The organism is Paenibacillus sp. SN-8-1 (assembly GCF_050995535.1).
Taxonomy (GTDB): Bacteria; Bacillota; Bacilli; order Paenibacillales; family Paenibacillaceae; genus Fontibacillus.
The window spans coordinates 3,298,708-3,316,532 of the sequence record NZ_CP194782.1 but is presented as its reverse complement, the minus strand read 5'-3'; the positions used below and the strand labels follow the sequence as shown (position 1 = coordinate 3,316,532).

Sequence of the window (17,825 nt, the reverse complement as noted above, 5' to 3'; positions counted from 1 at the left end):
GTATCCTGTAAGGGAGAAGGAGTGGTGAGTAGGATGAACTACTATCTTGGAGTAGATGCGGGCGGAAGCAAGACGCACTGTCTGATCGTGAATAGTAACGGACAAATCATGGGCCAAGGTGCCGCAGGTAACGGGAACCATCAGATCGGTTTAAAGGAGGCCGAGGAGAATATTGCATTGGCCTGCCGATCAGCCCTGAACAAGGCTGGATTATCTCCTGAAGATGTGAGCTATGCCTATTTCGGGCTTGCTGGGGCAGATCGGGAACCGGACTATAAGATTTTGCGGCCCATGATCGGGGCACTTCGATTCCCTAATTACCGGATCACCTGTGATACGATGATCGCCATGCGTGCAGGGACTTTGAGGCCTTATGGAGCGGTGATTATCAGCGGGAGCGGCTTCAATGCGGCTGCCCGGAACCGGTATGGGGAAGAGCTTCAGTATGGAGGCTTCGGCTACTTGTTCGGTGATGGGCATGGGTCAGGAAGAAGCCTGGCGGACTTCGCTTTCCGCTCTGCTGTACGTGCCTGGGATGGGCGCGGCAAGCCGACCCTGCTGCACGACTTGGTGCTGCGGGAGACTCATTTTCCAGATGTTCCGCATATGCTGGACGCCGCCCTGGATGATGAGTTTCACCCACCGCTCAGGCTTGCAGAGCTTGTATTTGAAGCTGCCCGGCAGGGAGATGAGCTGGCCCGGTCCTTCCTCTGGGAGCAGGGGACCGAACACGGTAATGCCGCAGCTGCATTAATCCGCCGTCTTGGCATGCAGGATGAGGTGTTCGATGTCGTCCTTGGCGGCAGTGTGCTTGCGAAGAGCGGGCAGAACAGCATGGTGGAAGCGATTAAGGAAGAGCTCCGCAAGACGGCCCCGAAGGCCGCGGTCTCCCGAATCAGGATGGAGCCTGTGGCGGGTGCTGTGCTTACTGCTATGGATGAAGCAGGTCATCCCGCCAATGAGAAAGTCATTCGGATGATGGAGCAATTTTCGTTTTCTAAATCGGAAGGAGAGCGAGTGTAATGAATAACAAACCAGGACTTAAACTTGCGGTGATCGGTGGAGGATCGTCCTATACCCCTGAATTAGTGGAAGGCTTGATTCAAGGCTATCACGACATGCCGGTGGCTGAGCTGTGGCTGGTGGATATCGAAGCAGGCAAGATGAAGCTTGATATTGTCGGCAATCTGGCAAGACGAATGGTTCGCAAGGCGGGCATTCCTATGGAGGTACACTTAACGCTTAACCGCCGTGAGGCAATCAAGGATGCGGATTTCGTAAGTACTCAGATTCGTGTTGGGCTGCTGGAAGCCCGGAAGCTTGATGAGCATATTCCGATTCGCCACGGGGTTGTCGGTCAGGAGACAACAGGTCCTGGGGGGATGTTCAAAGCGCTTCGCACCATACCGGTAATTCTGGACATCTGCCGGGATATCGAAGAGCTGGCGCCGAATGCCTGGATGCTTAATTTCACGAATCCGGCGGGTATGATCACAGAAGCGGTTACGAAATACTCGAGGGTGAAGACAGTGGGTCTGTGTAACTCACCCATCAACTTTCAGAAGTTCCTTGCCGAAGTGTATGAGGTGGATGAGAGCCGTGTGCTGCCTGAGTTCGTGGGGATTAATCACCTGCACTGGGTTACCTCCGCACAGGTTGATGGGGAAGAGAAGCTGCCCGAGATTCTAGCCGGAGACCGCGAGCATTCAGCTAAGAATGTGCCTACCGTAGGCTGGGATAGCGACTTCCTGCGTTCCCTTGGTGCGGTTCCGACTTATTATCTGAAATATTACTATATGATGACCGAAATGTACGAGGAAATGAAGGAAGCACTTGGTCAAGACGGGACCCGGGCGGATGTGGTAAGCCGGGTGGAGAAAGAATTGTTCGAGCTCTACAAAGATGAGAAACTCGAGGAGAAGCCGAAGCAGTTGGAACAGCGCGGCGGCGCCTATTATTCTGAGGCCGCTGTGAAGCTGATGCGCTCACTGTATCAAGGAAGCAACGACATTCAGACTCTGAATGTGCAGAATGGCAGGATATACGACTTCTTGCCGGAGGATGCCAGCATCGAGATTAACTGCGTAGTTACCGGGCAGGGCCCTATTCCCTTGATGCCGACCCATGTACCCGAGCATGTGAAAGGCCTGCTTCATGCGGTGAAGACCTATGAGAGCATGGCAATCAAGGCCGCAGTAAGCGGAGATCGGGATCTTGCCTTGCAGGCGATAACGCACCATCCACTGGTGCCATCGGTTACCGTTGGCAAGGCGATTCTTGATGAGATGCTGGCGGCGCATAGGGCGCATTTGCCGCTATTTTTTAAGGACTAAGCAGATAGAATTGAAGCAATAGATAAAAGATAATTTCAACTCACAAAGTTGTTCTCGGAATCACCGTGCTTTTCCACCCAGCCTTTTGCTTTTCCCTCAACCGTGATATATTTTCCTAAGGGTTATCCACTTGGAACAACATTTCCATACACAAGGAGAGAACGCGAAATGATTAAGCATGTCGTCCTATTCAAATTGAAAGATTCTTCGCCAGAGAGTGTAGAGAGAACCGTATCCGTACTTCGCGGATTGGAAGGGAAAGTGGAGCAGCTGGTGGATATTCAGGTTGGCTCCGATGTCATTCACTCCGAGCGCTCTTATGATATTGCACTGATCACAACCTTCGCTTCGCTTGAAGATCTCCAGGGCTATCAGGTTCACCCTGAGCATAAGAAAGTGATTGAGCATATGGTTCAGGTGCGTGAATCGCAGGTTGCTGTAGACTTTGAATTTTAAGGGGTTCTGACTGATGTATTATGTGAACCGGGAACAGATTGAGCGGCGGCTTAACGTGATACCCCAGATTATCGAGGTGCTGAATCAGGCTGAGGCCAAGATGAATCAGAATCTGGAGCTTCTCTATGCATTCGCCGAGGAGAGAGCCCTGCACCTGGGTATAGAAGTCGTGACCGATGTAGGGAGTTATCTCATCGACGGTTTTATCATGCGGGATGCCAGCAGCTATGAGGATATCATCGACATTATGCTGGATGAGAAAGTCGTGGACGGCGAGCTTGCCGCGTTGCTGACAGAGCTGGTTCGGCTTCGCAGGCCGCTGGTTCAGGAGTATTTTGACTGGCGCAAAGATGGGCTGAGCGAGCTGGTAGCCAGTCTTCCGGATGCGCTTACGTCTTTTGCGGTGAAGGTTAGAGAGTATTTGGACCGAGAACTTAACTAAATGCGGATAGATCCAATCAGCAGGACATAAGCCTGAATCATGGTCACTGGATCATGGTTTAGGCTTTTTTATCTGCCGTCTATATAAAACGCAGTTAGAAAAATGACATGCAGGGGAGGAGTAACGGAGGGGAAGCTTGGAACTGAAGGAGCGAACGCGATCGCCTTTGTCTCCGGATTTCAACCGAACTGCGGTATAAATCAAGAAATCTGGAGACAACAGCGGCCGAAAGTCCAAGCATTCCCTGTAGTTACGACTGTACCCAATAATGTGAACATTTTAACTGCGTCTTATATAGAATAAATTTCTTGAATTTCATCTTCATCTGTGTCAAGACAAGCCCAGGCTGCTTATAATGTATCAACAATATAGGCATTCGCCCTGATATGAAGCTGGTCTTAGGTATCAGAGTGCCGAAAGGGAGAGATGTTGAATGAGTCAAAAGAATTTCTGGTTGGGCGCGCTCGTAGGAAGTGTAATCGGTTCGGCGGCAGCACTGCTGCTGGCTCCTAAGAAAGGCAGTGAGCTGCGTAAGGATATCGCGGACGGTGCGCGTCAGGTTGGCGACAAATCCCGTGAAGTTGCAGGCAAGGTGAGCGAGCATACTTCCGAAGTGATCAATAAGGTAAAAGGTAAAGCCCATGATGTAGTCAGCAGCATTCATGCGCTTCGTGAGAAGAAAGTCAAAGCGGGCGTGACGGAGGAGGAGCTCGTGGTTCAAATTTCCGCTTCTAAAGAGAATAACGAGGCGGCTGCTGTAGACATTACAGAGTCTGCCGAAGCTGCCAAGTAATCTGATGTTTTGGACATAAGACCCTTCGGGGTCTTATTTGCATTTTGTAAGATCTTCCACTTTCCTTGTCCCCCCGCATAAATTGGGTTAATATTTAGGTACGCTTTGTGACTGGATGTCATAAAGTAACGGTGAGAATCATATGGAACGAATGTTGGGCCACTTAGGTTAAGTTCATTCCATATCAACCTATGAAAAAGGAAGCGGGATGTTCGTGCAGCAAGCTATCGCAATACTAGATTCGGGAGTAGGAGGACTGACGGTTGCGAAAGAGGTCATGAGACAACTCCCCCGGGAGAAGGTCATCTACTTCGGAGATACAGCACGTACTCCCTACGGCCCGCGCACACCGGAAGAAGTTCGCTTGTTCACGGAGCAGATAGTTGACTATTTAATTCAATTTAATCCAAAAATGATCGTGATTGCCTGCAATACAGCTACAGCGGCAGCGCTAGACTACATTGCATCCAAGATTTCCATTCCAGTCATCGGGGTGATTCGCCCTGGTGCGCGCGCGGCAATCAGTGCGACGAAGACTGGACACGTCGGTGTGATCGGAACGGCTGGAACCATTCAAAGCGGCGCCTATCCTGCAGCTCTTAAAGAGTTGTCACCTTACATTCATGTGGTGAGTGAGGCTTGCCCAACACTCGTGCCGCTTGTGGAACGGGGAGTGTTCGATACTCCAGAGACTCAGGAAGTCGTTAAGGATGCCTTGAAAGAGATCAAGCAGAATGACATTGACTGCCTCATCCTTGGATGCACTCATTATCCATTTCTTAAGAAAGCCATCCAGCTTGAGATGGGATCTAAAGTTAAGCTGATCAGTTCAGCGGATGAGACAGCGAGGGAGATTAGCACGGTACTGTATCAAAAAGGGCAGCTGGCCCGCGGCGATGAGACGCCGATTCATCAATTCTTTTGCAGCGGGGATGCGGAGATGTTCCAATCCATTGCTTGTGAGTGGCTTGGTGAACATATCAATCTTACGCCTGTCGTGTGGCAGAATCCTGTGCTTTAGGGCAGGGACTTACAAAAGTCGATATCTAATATCAAGAACAAGGTAGATGGCAACCCCGGTAGAACTTAGGTTCTCCGGGGTATTTGCTGTTCTTGTCATTAACATGGGGCAGAATCCTGAGCATACAATGGAAGAAACAGAGGAAGAAACACAGCATTTTAACTGATCGGCTCTTCAGTTCGGGCTTTGATAAATGTTGAAAGAGGTGGGTACAATGGGATTCTGTTCGCATCATGGCAGAGGACGGATTGTTCAGGTAGGCAGTCAGTATTTGTATAAAGATCTGATTCAGCAGGTGAAGCAGCTGCAGTGCAAGTATCCTTATCTTGATGTACTGGAGATCGGACGGAGTGTTATGGGCAAGCCCATTCACTGTCTTCGCCTGGGCACCGGTCCCCGCGCGATTCATATGAACGCCTCGGTGCATGCGAATGAATGGATTACTTCTCCGCTGCTTCTGCGGTTTGTGGAAGAGATCGCCGCGTCGAGCGCAGTAGCCACGGAACGCTGGAGCAGAGAAGCATGCTTTTGGCTGAAGGAGGTCACCTTGTGGGCGGTGCCGATGGCCAATCCGGATGGGGTGAATTTATCCCAGGAGGGCGTGACTTCCGCCCATGTCAATGCAGATGAATTGATCAATTGGAATAAGGGAAATATGGACTTCAGCCGCTGGAAGGCGAATATTCACGGGGTGGACCTGAATGACCAGTTCCCGGCCTATTGGGAAGAGGAACGGCAGCGGCGCGGAGTTCATATGCCCGCCTCTCAGGATTATGGCGGTACAGCGCCGCTTACAGAGCCTGAAGCGAAAGCGCTTGCGGAATTGACCCGGTGGGAGAACTTCGAGCTGGCCCTGTCTCTGCATACGCAAGGGAAGGAGATATACTGGAATTACCGGGATCTCGAGCCCTTTGATTCTCAGCAGCTAGCCCACAGGTTCGCCTATGCATCGGGATACCGGGCAGTTAAGCTTACAGGAAGTGATGCCGGGTACAAGGACTGGTTCATTAAGGAGTTCAGAAGACCGGGATTCACGATTGAAGCCGGGGAAGGCGTTAACCCACTTCCGCCAGCGGAGTTCGAGAGCATATATGCGGAAGTGTCCGAGCTGCTCGCGGAAGCGATGCGAACTTGAATTATTCATAAACCAGGAAAACGGGTATCCTAAGGGTGTAGGCGAATGCTGCCGAAGCAAGTTTTGCTTCGCAAAACTTTTAGGAGGGGACATTCATGAAACTGCAAAAATTATGGTCGCTCAAACGCTGGGCCCATATTTTCCGCCGGCTGCCTAGACTTATCACGTCCTCCCAAATCCCCTTGTTCGAGAAGCTGATGTTCCTGGTTCCTGCGGGGCTGTATTGGGTACTGCCGGATGTGATGCCCTTCATTCCGCTGGATGATATCGCGGTGTCAATGCTCCTGATGAACTGGTTCGTCACACGAGCGGAGCGGAAATATCCACTCCTGTAAAATCCTTATCCCAGTTGGGCCTATGGTCTGCTCCTTGCATGCGGGGGGCAGATTATTTACAATAGCCATATTGGGTTTTAACATATGAATAGGAGAGAGAGCCATGAGTGTCAAGATTACACGCAATGCTGCGAAAGTCATAAAGAAAGAACTTGATAAGGAAGAGAACCAGGGCAAAGGTCTTGCTCTGAAAGTGTTCGTTACGCATTCACATGGCGACCATGCTCACTATGGTCTCGATTTGGCCAAGCCTACAGATAAGGACACTGTAGTGTCCACTGACAAAGAAATCGATGTGATCGTGGATCTGAGTGACCCATTCCTCGAGGGTGTGAAGATTGACTACTTGTATTTCCCGGAAGAAGGCTTTGTTATTACGAACCCTTCCAAAGGCAATCACGGGGATCACTAATCTGAGCGGCGAAGAGTGCTGAGTAACAGGCCTTCTGCAGCGTACTAGTCACAGGCTGGTATGTTGTGGGGGCCTTTTTTTGACTTAGAATTACATTAAGGCATGAGTGTGAAATGATTCTGGAGGGAAATCTGGGAGCAGCAGCGAGTGGAAGAACATTTCACATGGCCGCCTTACGTGTAATCAATAGTTCCACTTAAATATAACTAAGCTTTGGTGCACTTTTACCATAACAATTGTTTGAAAAAAGCTGTGATCCTTCATCTTGCGCCAGCCTGACGAGTTAAGGTACAATACGTTTATTGACTTTATACGTTGTATTAGTATGTGACCAAGGAATCACGTAGATTACTAGTTTTTGGTAAAAGAAGGGAAGCAGCATGGCTAACGATATCCGCGTATGCGATAAATGCAATCACGTCCGTCTGAAGACGCTCGTACCCAAGCTCCAGAAGATGGCTCCAGATGCCGAGATCAAGGTCGGCTGCAAGTCTTACTGTGGCCCTTGCGGTAAACGGGCTTTTGTCTATATTAATGGCCGCTATGTCAGCGCACCAACGGAAGAGGAAGTGCTTGCGAAAGCCCAGCCTTTCGTGAAGAAGCCCCGTGCATAGGGCTGGTTCCAAATATGGGATGGGAACTAGGAACTGCATAGAAGTCCGGACAAGCCTGCCGCTTGCCGGGCTTTTTTGCATCCATTACGGGGGATTTAACGCCTGACTAACATGCCGCTGTGCTGAATCTTACATTTCGGTGGTAATCTAAATTTAATGCAAAAAAAGCTGCCCGCCGGTCTAACGACCCTGCGGAACAGCTTCCTCAAACTTCTGTATCAAGTCGTACATAATCGTTTTGTCTGAATAATCGAGCTGCTTCTTAGCTTCCTCATATCCCTGACGTGCCCGCTCTACTTCAGTCTTCTGGCGGGTGCTTAAATCGTAGCATGTTCCATTCTCGAACACACCGTCTGCTGAAGGAATATAGTAGATAGCCCCATCGGTGAATGCACCAGATCTTAGAACAACCATCTTCTGACGATCATCAAAAATATCATTTCCCATCATGTAAAAATGCTTGGATGAAATCCCCAGCAGATGCAGCAGGGACGGGGTCATATCCAGCTGACCCGCAGGCTCATCATATACCCCGGCATGCTTCCCGTCAGGCAAGTGGACGAGCAGTGGAACCTGATTCATAATTTGCTCCATATCCAGATCAGTCAAGCTTTTGCCCAGAAATTTCTCATAATAAGACTTATCTTTGATTGAGTTATCATGATCGCCATAGAAGTACAAGATGGTCTTGTCCCATAATCCTTCGGCTTTCATCTGATCAACGAGCTGACCAAGCGCCGCATCGGTATAATGAATCGCTTCGAGATAATCCCCGAATATCGTTCCCGAGAATTCGCCTACATCAAGCTGCTGAACAGGTTCGGGCAGAGAATAAGGATGATGGCTGGACAGTGTAACCATATAAGAATAGAATGGCTGTTTCTCCTTGCCCATGAACCCAAGCGATTGCTTGAAAAAAGACTTGTCTCCAAGTGACCATCCGAGCGGCTCATCGATCACGTAATCCTTTTTGCTGTAAAAGCGGTCATAACCCATGTTCTTGTACATCGTATACCGGTTCCAGAAACTGCTGTCATAGGCGTGGAATGCCGCGGTGGTGTATCCGCCTGACTTCAGAATCTGGGGCAGCACATCATATTGATGGTCCGGGTAACGGGTGAATACAGATCCGGTTGGCAGCGGATGCAGCGAGCTATGAGATGAGAAGTCGGCGTCGGAGGTCCGGCCCTGCCCGGTCTGATGATAGTAGTTAGAATAGTAGAGACTTTCCTTCATCAGCTTATTGAAGTTCGGGGTGACCTCCTGGCCATTCACCTGCTTGCCAATCATGAAGTTCATGAAGGCCTCGGCCTGGATAACCATCACGTTACTGCCCTTATATGCTCCATAAGTCTCGTTCATAACCGGGCGATCCGAGCTTGCGTCGGCGTACCATTGTTTAATGTCAGCAAGCTCCTGATCAGACAATTGTTTCTTTGGACCCCAGTGCTCAAGGCCGTACTTGTAGACATCATAATAATGAAAGCCGAGCAGCCCCGTCACATTGTAGAGCGCCATATTCCACCAGTTCCCGGCAAAAAGACCGACAGCCCATGTCGAAGTATAATAATGGATCGGCCCTAAGGCCAGCGCAAGACCAAGACCTAAGGTGACAATTCCCGTGATCAGACGCTGGGTTATTCTCTTTAGACGAGAATCTCTTGTTCTAGACCCACGATCATATACAGTGCTGCGGCGTCTACGTGAAGCCAGGATGAAGATCATGGGAATATAGAAGATCCAATCGATAAAGAACCAGATATCGGTCCAGTGAATCAGCTCACGAATACTCCCGCCCAGTTCACCTAGCTGACCAGCCTGAAGCAGCACAGGAATGGTAATGAAGTCCTGAAAGTAACGGTAGTAGACCAGATCCGAGAAGATGAGGGCAGTAAGCACAAGATTCAGGATGCTAAGCGCGATGCCGCGACCTCTTCTAGGAAGCCATAACGTCCAAAAGGAAGCGGCCATAATCGAGCCGATAGCAATGACATAATCGAGTCTGCTCATATCGATGTTGTTCGCGTGCAGATGGGAGTGCATATAGCCTAGCTTCCATAAAATGATGGCGATAAATATGAAGTATTCCAGATGTCGATATTGAAACACACGTCTCAGCGATGAACCAGCATCGCTCTTTTCTAGTAAATTCACTTAATTTCCTAGCGCTCCTTCCATTGCATGGACAAGTTCCCCTTCGTGCTAACGACGAGGGGGAAGAGGTCCAAGAAACTGAAGATATTGACACTCGATCCGGCCATTGAACAGCTTGCGGCGCTTGTCCGCTTTCTTGTGGAAGTCCTGCTCGAACTGCTTGGTCGGGGTAATGGCAAAGAATGACCAGGTCGGAAGCCCGGCCGCCACTCTACCAAGCTGGGAGATCAGCTTCCGGATTTCTTTCTCCTCACCAATACGCTCACCATAAGGTGGGTTGGTGATCAGACAGCCGTAGTCACCTTCTGGAGTGATGCTAGCTGCGGGAAGCTTCTTGAATGTGATCTCTTTGCCAAGTCCTGCGCTCTTCGCTGCCGCCATGGCGATCTCAATCGCTTCCCCGTCGATATCGCTGCCTGTAATCTGAAGCGGAATATCATCGCGTACCGCATCAAAGGCTTCCTCGCGTGCTTCCTGCCACAGCTCCTCAGGAATAACCGGCCAATTCTCGGAATTGAAGGAGCGTCTTAAGCCGGGAGCAATGTTCCAGCCGATCATGGCAGCTTCAATCGGAATGGTGCCGGAGCCGCAGCACGGATCATACAGAGGACGGTGCGGGCCCCAGCGGCTGAGCAGGATCAAGGCGGCAGCCAGGGTTTCTTTCAAAGGGGCCTCTGTTGCATGCTTGCGGTAACCGCGTTTATGCAGTCCGGGACCTGTTGTATCCAGCGTAAGCAGCGCCTTGTCATTCAGAAGATTGACCTCAATTACATACCTTGGGCCGTTCTCCTGGAACCACTCGGTATGGTAAGTTTCCTTCAACTTCTCGACTATAGCTTTCTTGACGATGCCTTGGCAGGCAGGGACGCTGCTGAGCTGGGATTTATGCGACCGGCCTTCGACCGGGAATTCGCCATGGGCTGGGATCCAATCCTGCCAAGGCAGCGCCTTGGTTCCCTCGAATAGTTCATCGAACGTAACGGCACTGAACTCACCTAGCTTCACCAGCACACGGTCCGAAGTACGGAGCCACAAATTACAGCGGCAAATATCAATGAAATCGCCTGTGAAATTTACGCGTCCGTTCTCCACCCTTACATCTTCATATCCTAAATCCTTCAATTCACGGGCAACAATGGATTCCAGACCCATGGGTGCTGTCGCGATTAGTTCTAATTGCCTTGACATGATCTCAACTCCATTTTGACTTGTGGGAATGCCTCAAAAACCATACAATCTAATCTGTAGATGCATTCAATTTAGTATAGGACAATGTACATAAACATACAATTGGCTTTCGCTTCAGGAGGCCGTATGATTGCAACGAATATCGGTTTCAAGAAAGGGGAATGGTCTTCATGATCACACCAGAACAATATAGTGAGGATTTGTATGAGGCAGATGAGACTCTGCTCCGGGTAAAAGAGTCCATTGCGGCAGCAGGCATTCAGGACGTCTCCATCGCGCCAGGCTATGGACGTCTCCTGACCATGCTGGTCCAAATGTCCAAGGCGCAGAGCGTGCTTGAAATCGGAGCTCTGGGGGGATACAGCGGCATCTGCCTGGCACGCGGACTAGCCCCGGGAGGACGAATCGTCTCCCTGGAGCTTAGCCAGGAGAATGCGGATTTGGCTCACCGCAACATGCGTGAAGCCGGCTATGGCGACCAGGCAGTCTATATGGTTGGCCCGGCTCTGGATTCCCTTGAGGCGCTGAAGGCCAAGGGGGACAAGTTCGATTTCTTCTTCATTGACGCTGACAAAGAGAATTATCCAAACTATCTGGAGCATGCGATCCAGCTAGCACGTCCTGGAGCGATTATCGCGGGGGACAACACCCTGCTGCGTGGCCGCACTCTGAATATGGAGAAGAACGGCCCTTCCGTGCTGGCAATGCGTAAATTCAACGAGACGATTGCCCGGGACGAGCGCTTGATCAGTACCTTCCTGCCTGCTTATGACGGCCTGGCGTTGGCTATAGTTAAGTAGGGAGAAGCAGAGGTCCGACGTAGTCTTATGCTGTTGTTCGACCTGCGGAAATTCAGTATAAACTACAACAAACCAGCGTATTGTGGAGCGTGCAATACTATATAAACTGATTCAGCACTCACTCCAACAGGCTGGCAGGCCATCAATGAATTGGAGATGATACTATGTGCTGAATCCCGACAGAGATCAAAGTCTCAGAGTGTGGCTAGGTGAACTGAAAGAGGAGCTTGTTGGGCTAGAACAAAATCTAATGACTCTTAAAGAAGAGAGGGCTCACTTAGAACACCGGATAAAGTATCTGTACGTCATTGCCGAGCAAAGTGATGACAGGGCAAAAAAAGGTCTTTATGAGCAGTTTGTCAAGCCTTTAAAAGAGAAACGAGAAGATGTAAGGAAAAGGTTAGATGGTTTCGCGGAAGAAAATTTCGAGCGCATTAAAGCTCTAAAAGCGATGACTACAAGGCTAGAAAAAGAGTTCGAAATATAGCTTAATAAAGACATGGAGGCAGCCGGGCAAGAAAGTTCGGCTGATTTCATTGTGCTTATACAAATATTTATACAAATGAAAGAGGAGTAGAAATTAACATTGTTTACGTTATTTCCTACTCCAAATTGTAGTACATTTAATCGGCTTGGAATTCGGTGGTTTTTGTTTGTATAGCTTGCCGCAGGAATGCCGGATCGCACCAACGGCCTTCATCGTAGGCGATGACAGACTACTTAGCTGTCTTAATGCTCCTTAGGCTAATGCCAAGTCTACGCTGGGTATTTAATGCTCGTAGGAGGCTATGTCTGATAGCCACCGTCTTAATGCGTATAGGTTCAAGTGTTCTGAGTCTCTGCATGAATCTTTCAGGCCGGAAGCTGAGTTGTCAGCGATCCGCGTGATTTCTCTCCTCAGCTAAAGCCCAGCGGAGCGGGCCGGGCGAATCCGAAGAAACGGAGTGTTCGCCTAAAAGCTTTCTGAAAGAAAGCTACTACGGAAGCATATGCTTTATCTCCAAGCTTCTCCAGCTGCCAATTCAATCAGGAAGCTTGGAGATAACAGCGATCGCAGGAATGCCCGGACCGCGCAGCGGACATTACGCTTTACGCTCCAGCCCCCTACTGAAACGAAGGCGTATCCCGATGCGCATACAGCTTGGCCCTCACCCAGATGGTGTTGGCAAGCAGCAGGACACCGGAGATGATGAAGATCCCCTCTATTCCGATATATCCCGACAAGAAGCCCCCGATGGACGCCCCCAACATATTGCCAAGCGCGAGCGTGCTGCTGTTGAATCCGAAGGCTCGGCTCTCCATCCCGTCGGGGGTGTAGGAGCGGATCAGCGCATTGACACTGGGAAGCAGCCCGCCCATGCATATGCCCATGAAGAAGCGGATAATGACGAGCTGCCAGACCGATTGGACGAAGGCCTGTGGAATCAGCGTAATGGCCGTGCCGATAAGCGCGAAGGTAAGAACACGATGAGCACCGACCTTATCGCTGAACTTTCCGAGAATTGGAGAAGTGATCATATTGGACAAGCCGGTAACGGCGCTGACAAAGCCCGCCCAGAACGATAGATTAACCACACTTCCATGAAGCTTCTCCACGTATAGAGTCAGGACAGACATCGGGCTCAGCATGGCGAACTGAAGCAGGAAGGTCACAGCGAACAGAGCAGCCAGCTGCGGTGTTTTGTTCAATTCCCGAAAGCCTGCGAGCACCGAGATTTGCGGAGTATGGGAAGCTTCTTCCCGGTCAAATTTCTCACGAACCAGGAACAAAGCGAGTAACGAAGCTACAAGAAGGAGAGCACCTGTAATAAAAAAGATCGGCCGAAAACCCACCCAATCCGCCAACAGTCCCCCGATCAAGGGTCCAAGGATTGTACCAGCAACAATTCCGGACTGCGTAATCCCCATGGCATAGCCCATACGTTCTTTGGGCGTAGTTCCCGAGATTAACGAAATGGCCGCCGGGTTGAAGCCGGAGATGGTTCCGTTCAAGAGGCGAAGGCCAAGCAGCTGCCAGGGAGCGGTAGCAAGCCCCATTAGTGCGATTACGATCGACATTCCGAAGCCCGAGCGCAGCAGCATGATTTTTCGTCCATACCGATCGGCTAGCTTCCCCCATAACGGTTGAAATATAAAAGAAGTAGCGAAGTTGGCCGCAAATATGATTCCGGCCCACAATCCAAGCTCCTTAGCCCCGTGTACTCCGAGGTCCTCGGATAGATACAGCGGGAGAAAAGGGGTGACCATGGTCATTCCGGCATTAACAAGAAATTGGCCTAACCACAGCACGATGAGATTGACTTTCCAGGTTGGCATCGAGCCCCTGGTTCTAAGGATATTAATCATAGCCCCTATTATCCTCCCATAGAAAGAGTTTCATTATTATACCATAACGCCAAAATGCCTAAGTTTAAGCTCTGGTTCATTTATTTCATAGGATTGTCATGGGTTCTTCATCCGGGACGGGTTGTTACTTACTTTTAAAAAGGGCATAATGAGATTTAGGGAAATTTTATAGATGGAGGCGTCTTCATGACATATAATGACCGGTTTATCCGTGCTTGTCTTAAGCAGGAGGTAGATCAGCTGCCAGTATGGTATATGCGCCAGGCTGGAAGGTACGATCCGGAATACCGCGCAATCAAAGAAAATTACAGCCTGCTTGAAATATGCCGGCAGCCAGAACTTGCAGCAGAAGTCACTCTAATGCCAGTTCGTAAGCTTGGTGTAGATGCGGCTATTTTGTACTCCGATATTATGAATCCGGTTGCTTCCATCGGTATTGATTTTGATATTGTGAAGAACATCGGCCCTGTTATCGACAATCCGATTCGGACCGCTGAAGATATTGAACGGCTGCGGCCAATAGATGTAGAAAAGGATCTCTCCCATATCCTGGAGACGATTCGTATTCTGGACCGTGAACTTGAGGTCCCTCTAATCACCTTTGCGGGTGCGCCCTTCACGATTGCAAGCTACTTGATTGAAGGCCGTCCATCCAAGAGCTACATACGCACCAAAAGTCTGATGTATGGCGAGCCGAAGCTGTGGCACCGCCTGATGGATAAGCTTGGAGACATGGTTATTGAATATTTGAAGCATCACGTGAAGAACGGAGGCAAGGCATTCCAGGTGTTTGACAGCTGGGTAGGCGCTCTTTCTCCGAAAGATTTTGAAATTTACGTGCTGCCAACCATTACCCGTATCTTTGCCGAACTTGAGGCACTCGATGTACCGAAAATATATTTTCCTGGAGTCAGCTCAGGCGAATTGCTGCCTACACTTACGAACATCAAGGCTGATGTGATCGGACTTGACTGGCGGGTATCCATTGAAGAAGGCCGCCGGCGCACAGGTGGAGGCTTTGCGGTTCAAGGAAATCTCGATCCTTACGTGTTGACGGCTCCTATGGATGTAATCAAACAGTACGCGAAGGAAATTATCGACGAAGGGATCAAGTCACCGGGATTTGTGTTCAATTTGGGTCATGGGCTGTTCCCGGAGGCTTCTCTGGACAAGCTTCGCGAGCTGACCGAGTATGTACACGAATACTCAGCCGAGGCTCTCCGTTAGCCGGTACTGGCTTACTATCTGGATATACTAAATAAATGTCAGAGGTGAATATTTAACGTGAACAATAAAATTGGCGTGCTTGTTATGTCTTACGGAACACCCGAAAGCCTGGAGCAGGTTGAAGCTTATTATACCCATATTCGCCGGGGCAACCCGCCCACAGAAGAGCAGTTGAAGGAATTGAAAGACCGTTATGAGGCTATCGTGGGTGGTGTATTCCCGCTGAGAGCGAACACGGATAATCAGGTTGCTGCCTTGCAGGAGACTTTGAACCGGGATGCGGCAAATCTTGGCGTACAGTTTGTCTGCTATCAAGGTCTGAAGCATGCTTCTCCATTCATCGAGGATGGGGTGCAGCAAATGGCGAGAGACGGGATCACCCGCGCGGTGGGCATTGTTCTGGCCCCGCACTATTCAATTATGAGTGTAGGCGGTTATATCAATCGTGCGGAAGAGAAAGCAGCTGAGCACAATATCAAGTTCTCTTTCGTCAAGAGCTATCATCTGCATCCCAAATTGATTGAAGCCTTAGCGCAGCGGGTAAGCCGCAAGCTTGATCAATTCGAGGAAGTCGGTGCCGAGCGGGATAAGGTTAAAGTTCTGTTCAGCGCACACAGTCTTCCCGAGAAGATTCTTGAGATGGGTGATCCTTACCAGGACCAGCTTCTTGAGACCTCCAAAGCGGTTGCGGAGCAGACTAATGTAACCAACTGGCAGTTCACATGGCAGAGTGCAGGCCGGACAGCTACGCCTTGGCTTGGACCGGATATTTTGGATACACTGAGGGACTTAAGTATTGAGCAGGTGGAAGATGTGCTTGTTGCTCCGGTTGGGTTCGTATCCGACCATCTGGAAGTTCTATACGATCTGGATATTGAAGCCCAGGCTGTAGCAGGAGAGCTGGATATGAGACTGATGCGTACCGATTCGCTTAACACCGATCCTTTGTATATGGAGACGCTTAGCGACGTCATTATCAAAGCATGGGAAGAGGAATGAATAATCTATGAGTGATTCAGATTCATCTAGGAACATAGTCATCATCGGGGGAGGACTAACCGGGCTAAGTGCAGCATTCTATATCCGGAAGTTCTACAGAGAGAAAGGGATTCCTGTCCAAATCTCGGTGCTGGAGAAGGGGAAATCGATGGGCGGCAAAATCGAGACCCTTCACCGGGACGGCTTCGTCATTGAGAAAGGACCGGACTCCTTCCTCGCCCGCAAGACGGCGATGATTGATCTTGCCAAGGAACTGGAGCTGGATCATGAGCTCGTGTCTATGAATCCTGGGGCCAAGAAGACGTACATTGTCAAACGCGGCGAGCTTCACCCAATGCCTTCAGGTCTCGTGCTGGGCATTCCCACCGAGCTGGGTCCTTTTCTAAAGAGCGGGCTTGTCTCATGGAGCGGGAAAATCCGGGCGCTAATGGACCTCATTATTCCTGCGCGCAAGAGCACTGAGGACGAGTCACTCGGGCATTTCATCGAGCGTCGGCTCGGTACCGAGGTTCTGACGAACGTGACTGAGCCGCTTCTAGCGGGAATCTATGCAGGAGACACATATAATTTAAGTCTACAGTCTACATTCCCACAGTTCGGCGAAGTTGAACGGGCGCATGGCAGCTTGATGCGCGGAATGATGACGGGCAAGAAGCCCGTTGAGACGCATACCGGAACCAAACGCAGTGCTTTTCTAACCTTCCGTCAAGGACTTCAGAGTCTGATCCATGGTCTTGTGCATGAACTGCATGACGTGGACCAACGGCTGGAGACCGAGGTTCTGGATATTCGTACAGGGAGCAGCCGTGCTTATGAGGTAGGGCTTGCTGGTGGTGAAGTGCTGCATGCCGATCAGGTTGTGGTCACTTCACCGGCATTCAGCGCTGCAAAGCTTCTGGAACCTTTCGTTGATGTGAGTGCGCTGACAGCTATCAACTACGTGTCGGTAGCCAATGTGGTAGTTGCTTTTGATAAGAAGGACCTGGAGGGAATTCAAGATGCTTCCGGGTTCCTTGTTCCCCGTGCTGAAGGTCGCAATATTACAGCATGTACCTGGACTTCAACCAAATGGCTGCATACCAGCCCGGATGACAAGGTGCTGCTCCGCTGTTATGTTGGTCGCTCGGGAGATGAGCAGAATGTTCAGCTTCCCGATGATGCACTTACTGACTTAGTTCTCAAAGATCTTCGGGAGCTCATGGGAATCAAGGCGACGCCTCTATTCTCGGAGATTACCCGGCTGCCTAAATCGATGCCGCAGTATCCGGTTGGGCATTTGCAGCAAATTGCCAGCTTGCGTGAAGAGCTTAAGGCCAAAGCACCGGGCTTATATGTAACTGGAGCGGCTTTTGAAGGAGTCGGTCTGCCCGACTGCATTAAGCAGGCCAAAGAACTCGCAAAGATCATGACGGGCGAGCCTGTCCATTAACAATTAACCTATAACCCCGGGCCATCCAGGCTCGGGGTTATTCTTTTCTCGGGAGTGTAGTTGGAACGTTACCATGTTGATAGATACAAGTAATGGTGAACGACCGTAGGGATCATCAATCTTCACATTAACTTTTCATAC

General features: G+C 50.1%; 19 protein-coding genes. 16 read left to right on the top strand and 3 right to left on the bottom strand.

From position 1 onward, the window contains the following. Positions 1-33 precede the first annotated feature (33 nt). The 11 genes from ACRRNK_RS16190 (at position 34) to ACRRNK_RS16140 (ending at position 7,541) form a co-directional block, all read left to right on the top strand. The gene (locus ACRRNK_RS16190) at positions 34-1,023 is read left to right on the top strand and encodes an N-acetylglucosamine kinase (RefSeq protein ID WP_433943742.1); all 990 of its coding nucleotides are present in this window, start codon (positions 34-36) and stop codon (positions 1,021-1,023) included. Next, positions 1,023-2,333: a 6-phospho-beta-glucosidase gene (locus ACRRNK_RS16185; RefSeq protein WP_433943741.1), complete on the top strand. Its 1,311-nt coding sequence runs from the start codon at positions 1,023-1,025 to the stop codon at positions 2,331-2,333. The genes ACRRNK_RS16190 and ACRRNK_RS16185 overlap by 1 nt, the downstream gene beginning before the upstream one ends. Before the next feature lie 168 nt (positions 2,334-2,501). Beyond that, positions 2,502-2,789, top strand: coding sequence for a Dabb family protein (locus ACRRNK_RS16180; protein WP_127200049.1), 288 nt, complete (start codon positions 2,502-2,504; stop codon positions 2,787-2,789). A gap of 13 nt (positions 2,790-2,802) precedes the next feature. Next, positions 2,803-3,231: a DUF86 domain-containing protein gene (locus ACRRNK_RS16175; protein WP_433943740.1), complete on the top strand. Its 429-nt coding sequence runs from the start codon at positions 2,803-2,805 to the stop codon at positions 3,229-3,231. Between the two features lie 102 nt (positions 3,232-3,333). Then, a complete protein-coding gene (locus ACRRNK_RS16170; protein WP_433943739.1) occupies positions 3,334-3,534 on the top strand; it encodes a hypothetical protein in 201 nt (66 codons plus the stop codon). 130 nt (positions 3,535-3,664) lie between these two features. After that, positions 3,665-4,024, top strand: coding sequence for a YtxH domain-containing protein (locus tag ACRRNK_RS16165; protein WP_433943738.1), 360 nt, complete (start codon positions 3,665-3,667; stop codon positions 4,022-4,024). A 208-nt stretch (positions 4,025-4,232) separates the two neighbouring features. Continuing rightward, complete coding sequence (gene racE / locus ACRRNK_RS16160) at positions 4,233-5,045, top strand: glutamate racemase (protein ID WP_433943737.1); 813 nt, start codon at positions 4,233-4,235, stop codon at positions 5,043-5,045. A 214-nt stretch (positions 5,046-5,259) separates the two neighbouring features. Next, entirely contained in the window at positions 5,260-6,180 is a 921-nt protein-coding gene (locus ACRRNK_RS16155; protein WP_433943736.1) for a M14 family metallopeptidase, read from the top strand. A 95-nt stretch (positions 6,181-6,275) separates the two neighbouring features. Next, positions 6,276-6,515 carry a hypothetical protein gene (locus ACRRNK_RS16150; RefSeq protein WP_433943735.1) on the top strand — a complete coding sequence of 80 codons (240 nt, stop codon included), beginning with the start codon at positions 6,276-6,278 and terminating at the stop codon, positions 6,513-6,515. A 103-nt stretch (positions 6,516-6,618) separates the two neighbouring features. Continuing rightward, a complete protein-coding gene (locus ACRRNK_RS16145) occupies positions 6,619-6,927 on the top strand; it encodes a HesB/IscA family protein (RefSeq protein WP_433943734.1) in 309 nt (102 codons plus the stop codon). Between the two features lie 380 nt (positions 6,928-7,307). After that, entirely contained in the window at positions 7,308-7,541 is a 234-nt protein-coding gene (locus ACRRNK_RS16140; RefSeq protein WP_433943733.1) for a DUF1450 domain-containing protein, read from the top strand. 180 nt (positions 7,542-7,721) lie between these two features. On the opposite strand, the gene ACRRNK_RS16135 is transcribed toward ACRRNK_RS16140, so the two are convergent. After that, positions 7,722-9,695, bottom strand: a complete 1,974-nt coding sequence (locus ACRRNK_RS16135) for an LTA synthase family protein (RefSeq protein WP_433943732.1) — start codon at positions 9,693-9,695, stop codon at positions 7,722-7,724. Between the two features lie 48 nt (positions 9,696-9,743). Continuing rightward, complete coding sequence (locus ACRRNK_RS16130) at positions 9,744-10,883, bottom strand: THUMP domain-containing class I SAM-dependent RNA methyltransferase (RefSeq protein ID WP_433943731.1); 1,140 nt, start codon at positions 10,881-10,883, stop codon at positions 9,744-9,746. 170 nt (positions 10,884-11,053) lie between these two features. Here ACRRNK_RS16130 and ACRRNK_RS16125 point away from each other — a divergent pair, with 170 nt between their 5' ends. Continuing rightward, positions 11,054-11,683, top strand: a complete 630-nt coding sequence (locus tag ACRRNK_RS16125; protein ID WP_433943730.1) for an O-methyltransferase — start codon at positions 11,054-11,056, stop codon at positions 11,681-11,683. 166 nt (positions 11,684-11,849) lie between these two features. Further along, on the top strand, positions 11,850-12,170 hold the full coding sequence (locus ACRRNK_RS16120) for a hypothetical protein (protein WP_433943729.1): 321 nt from the start codon (positions 11,850-11,852) through the stop codon (positions 12,168-12,170). Between the two features lie 617 nt (positions 12,171-12,787). Here ACRRNK_RS16120 and ACRRNK_RS16115 read toward each other — a convergent pair. After that, on the bottom strand, positions 12,788-13,999 hold the full coding sequence (locus ACRRNK_RS16115) for an MFS transporter (protein ID WP_433946914.1): 1,212 nt from the start codon (positions 13,997-13,999) through the stop codon (positions 12,788-12,790). Positions 14,000-14,215: 216 nt separating this feature from the next. Here ACRRNK_RS16115 and hemE point away from each other — a divergent pair, with 216 nt between their 5' ends. From hemE to hemG, 3 genes are read left to right on the top strand one after another with little or no spacing between them, the layout of a single operon-like run. After that, positions 14,216-15,256: a uroporphyrinogen decarboxylase gene (gene hemE / locus ACRRNK_RS16110; RefSeq protein ID WP_433943728.1), complete on the top strand. Its 1,041-nt coding sequence runs from the start codon at positions 14,216-14,218 to the stop codon at positions 15,254-15,256. 57 nt (positions 15,257-15,313) lie between these two features. After that, positions 15,314-16,255: a ferrochelatase gene (gene hemH / locus ACRRNK_RS16105; protein ID WP_433943727.1), complete on the top strand. Its 942-nt coding sequence runs from the start codon at positions 15,314-15,316 to the stop codon at positions 16,253-16,255. A gap of 7 nt (positions 16,256-16,262) precedes the next feature. Next, positions 16,263-17,684 carry a protoporphyrinogen oxidase gene (gene hemG, locus ACRRNK_RS16100; RefSeq protein ID WP_433943726.1) on the top strand — a complete coding sequence of 474 codons (1,422 nt, stop codon included), beginning with the start codon at positions 16,263-16,265 and terminating at the stop codon, positions 17,682-17,684. Positions 17,685-17,825: the final 141 nt, after the last annotated feature.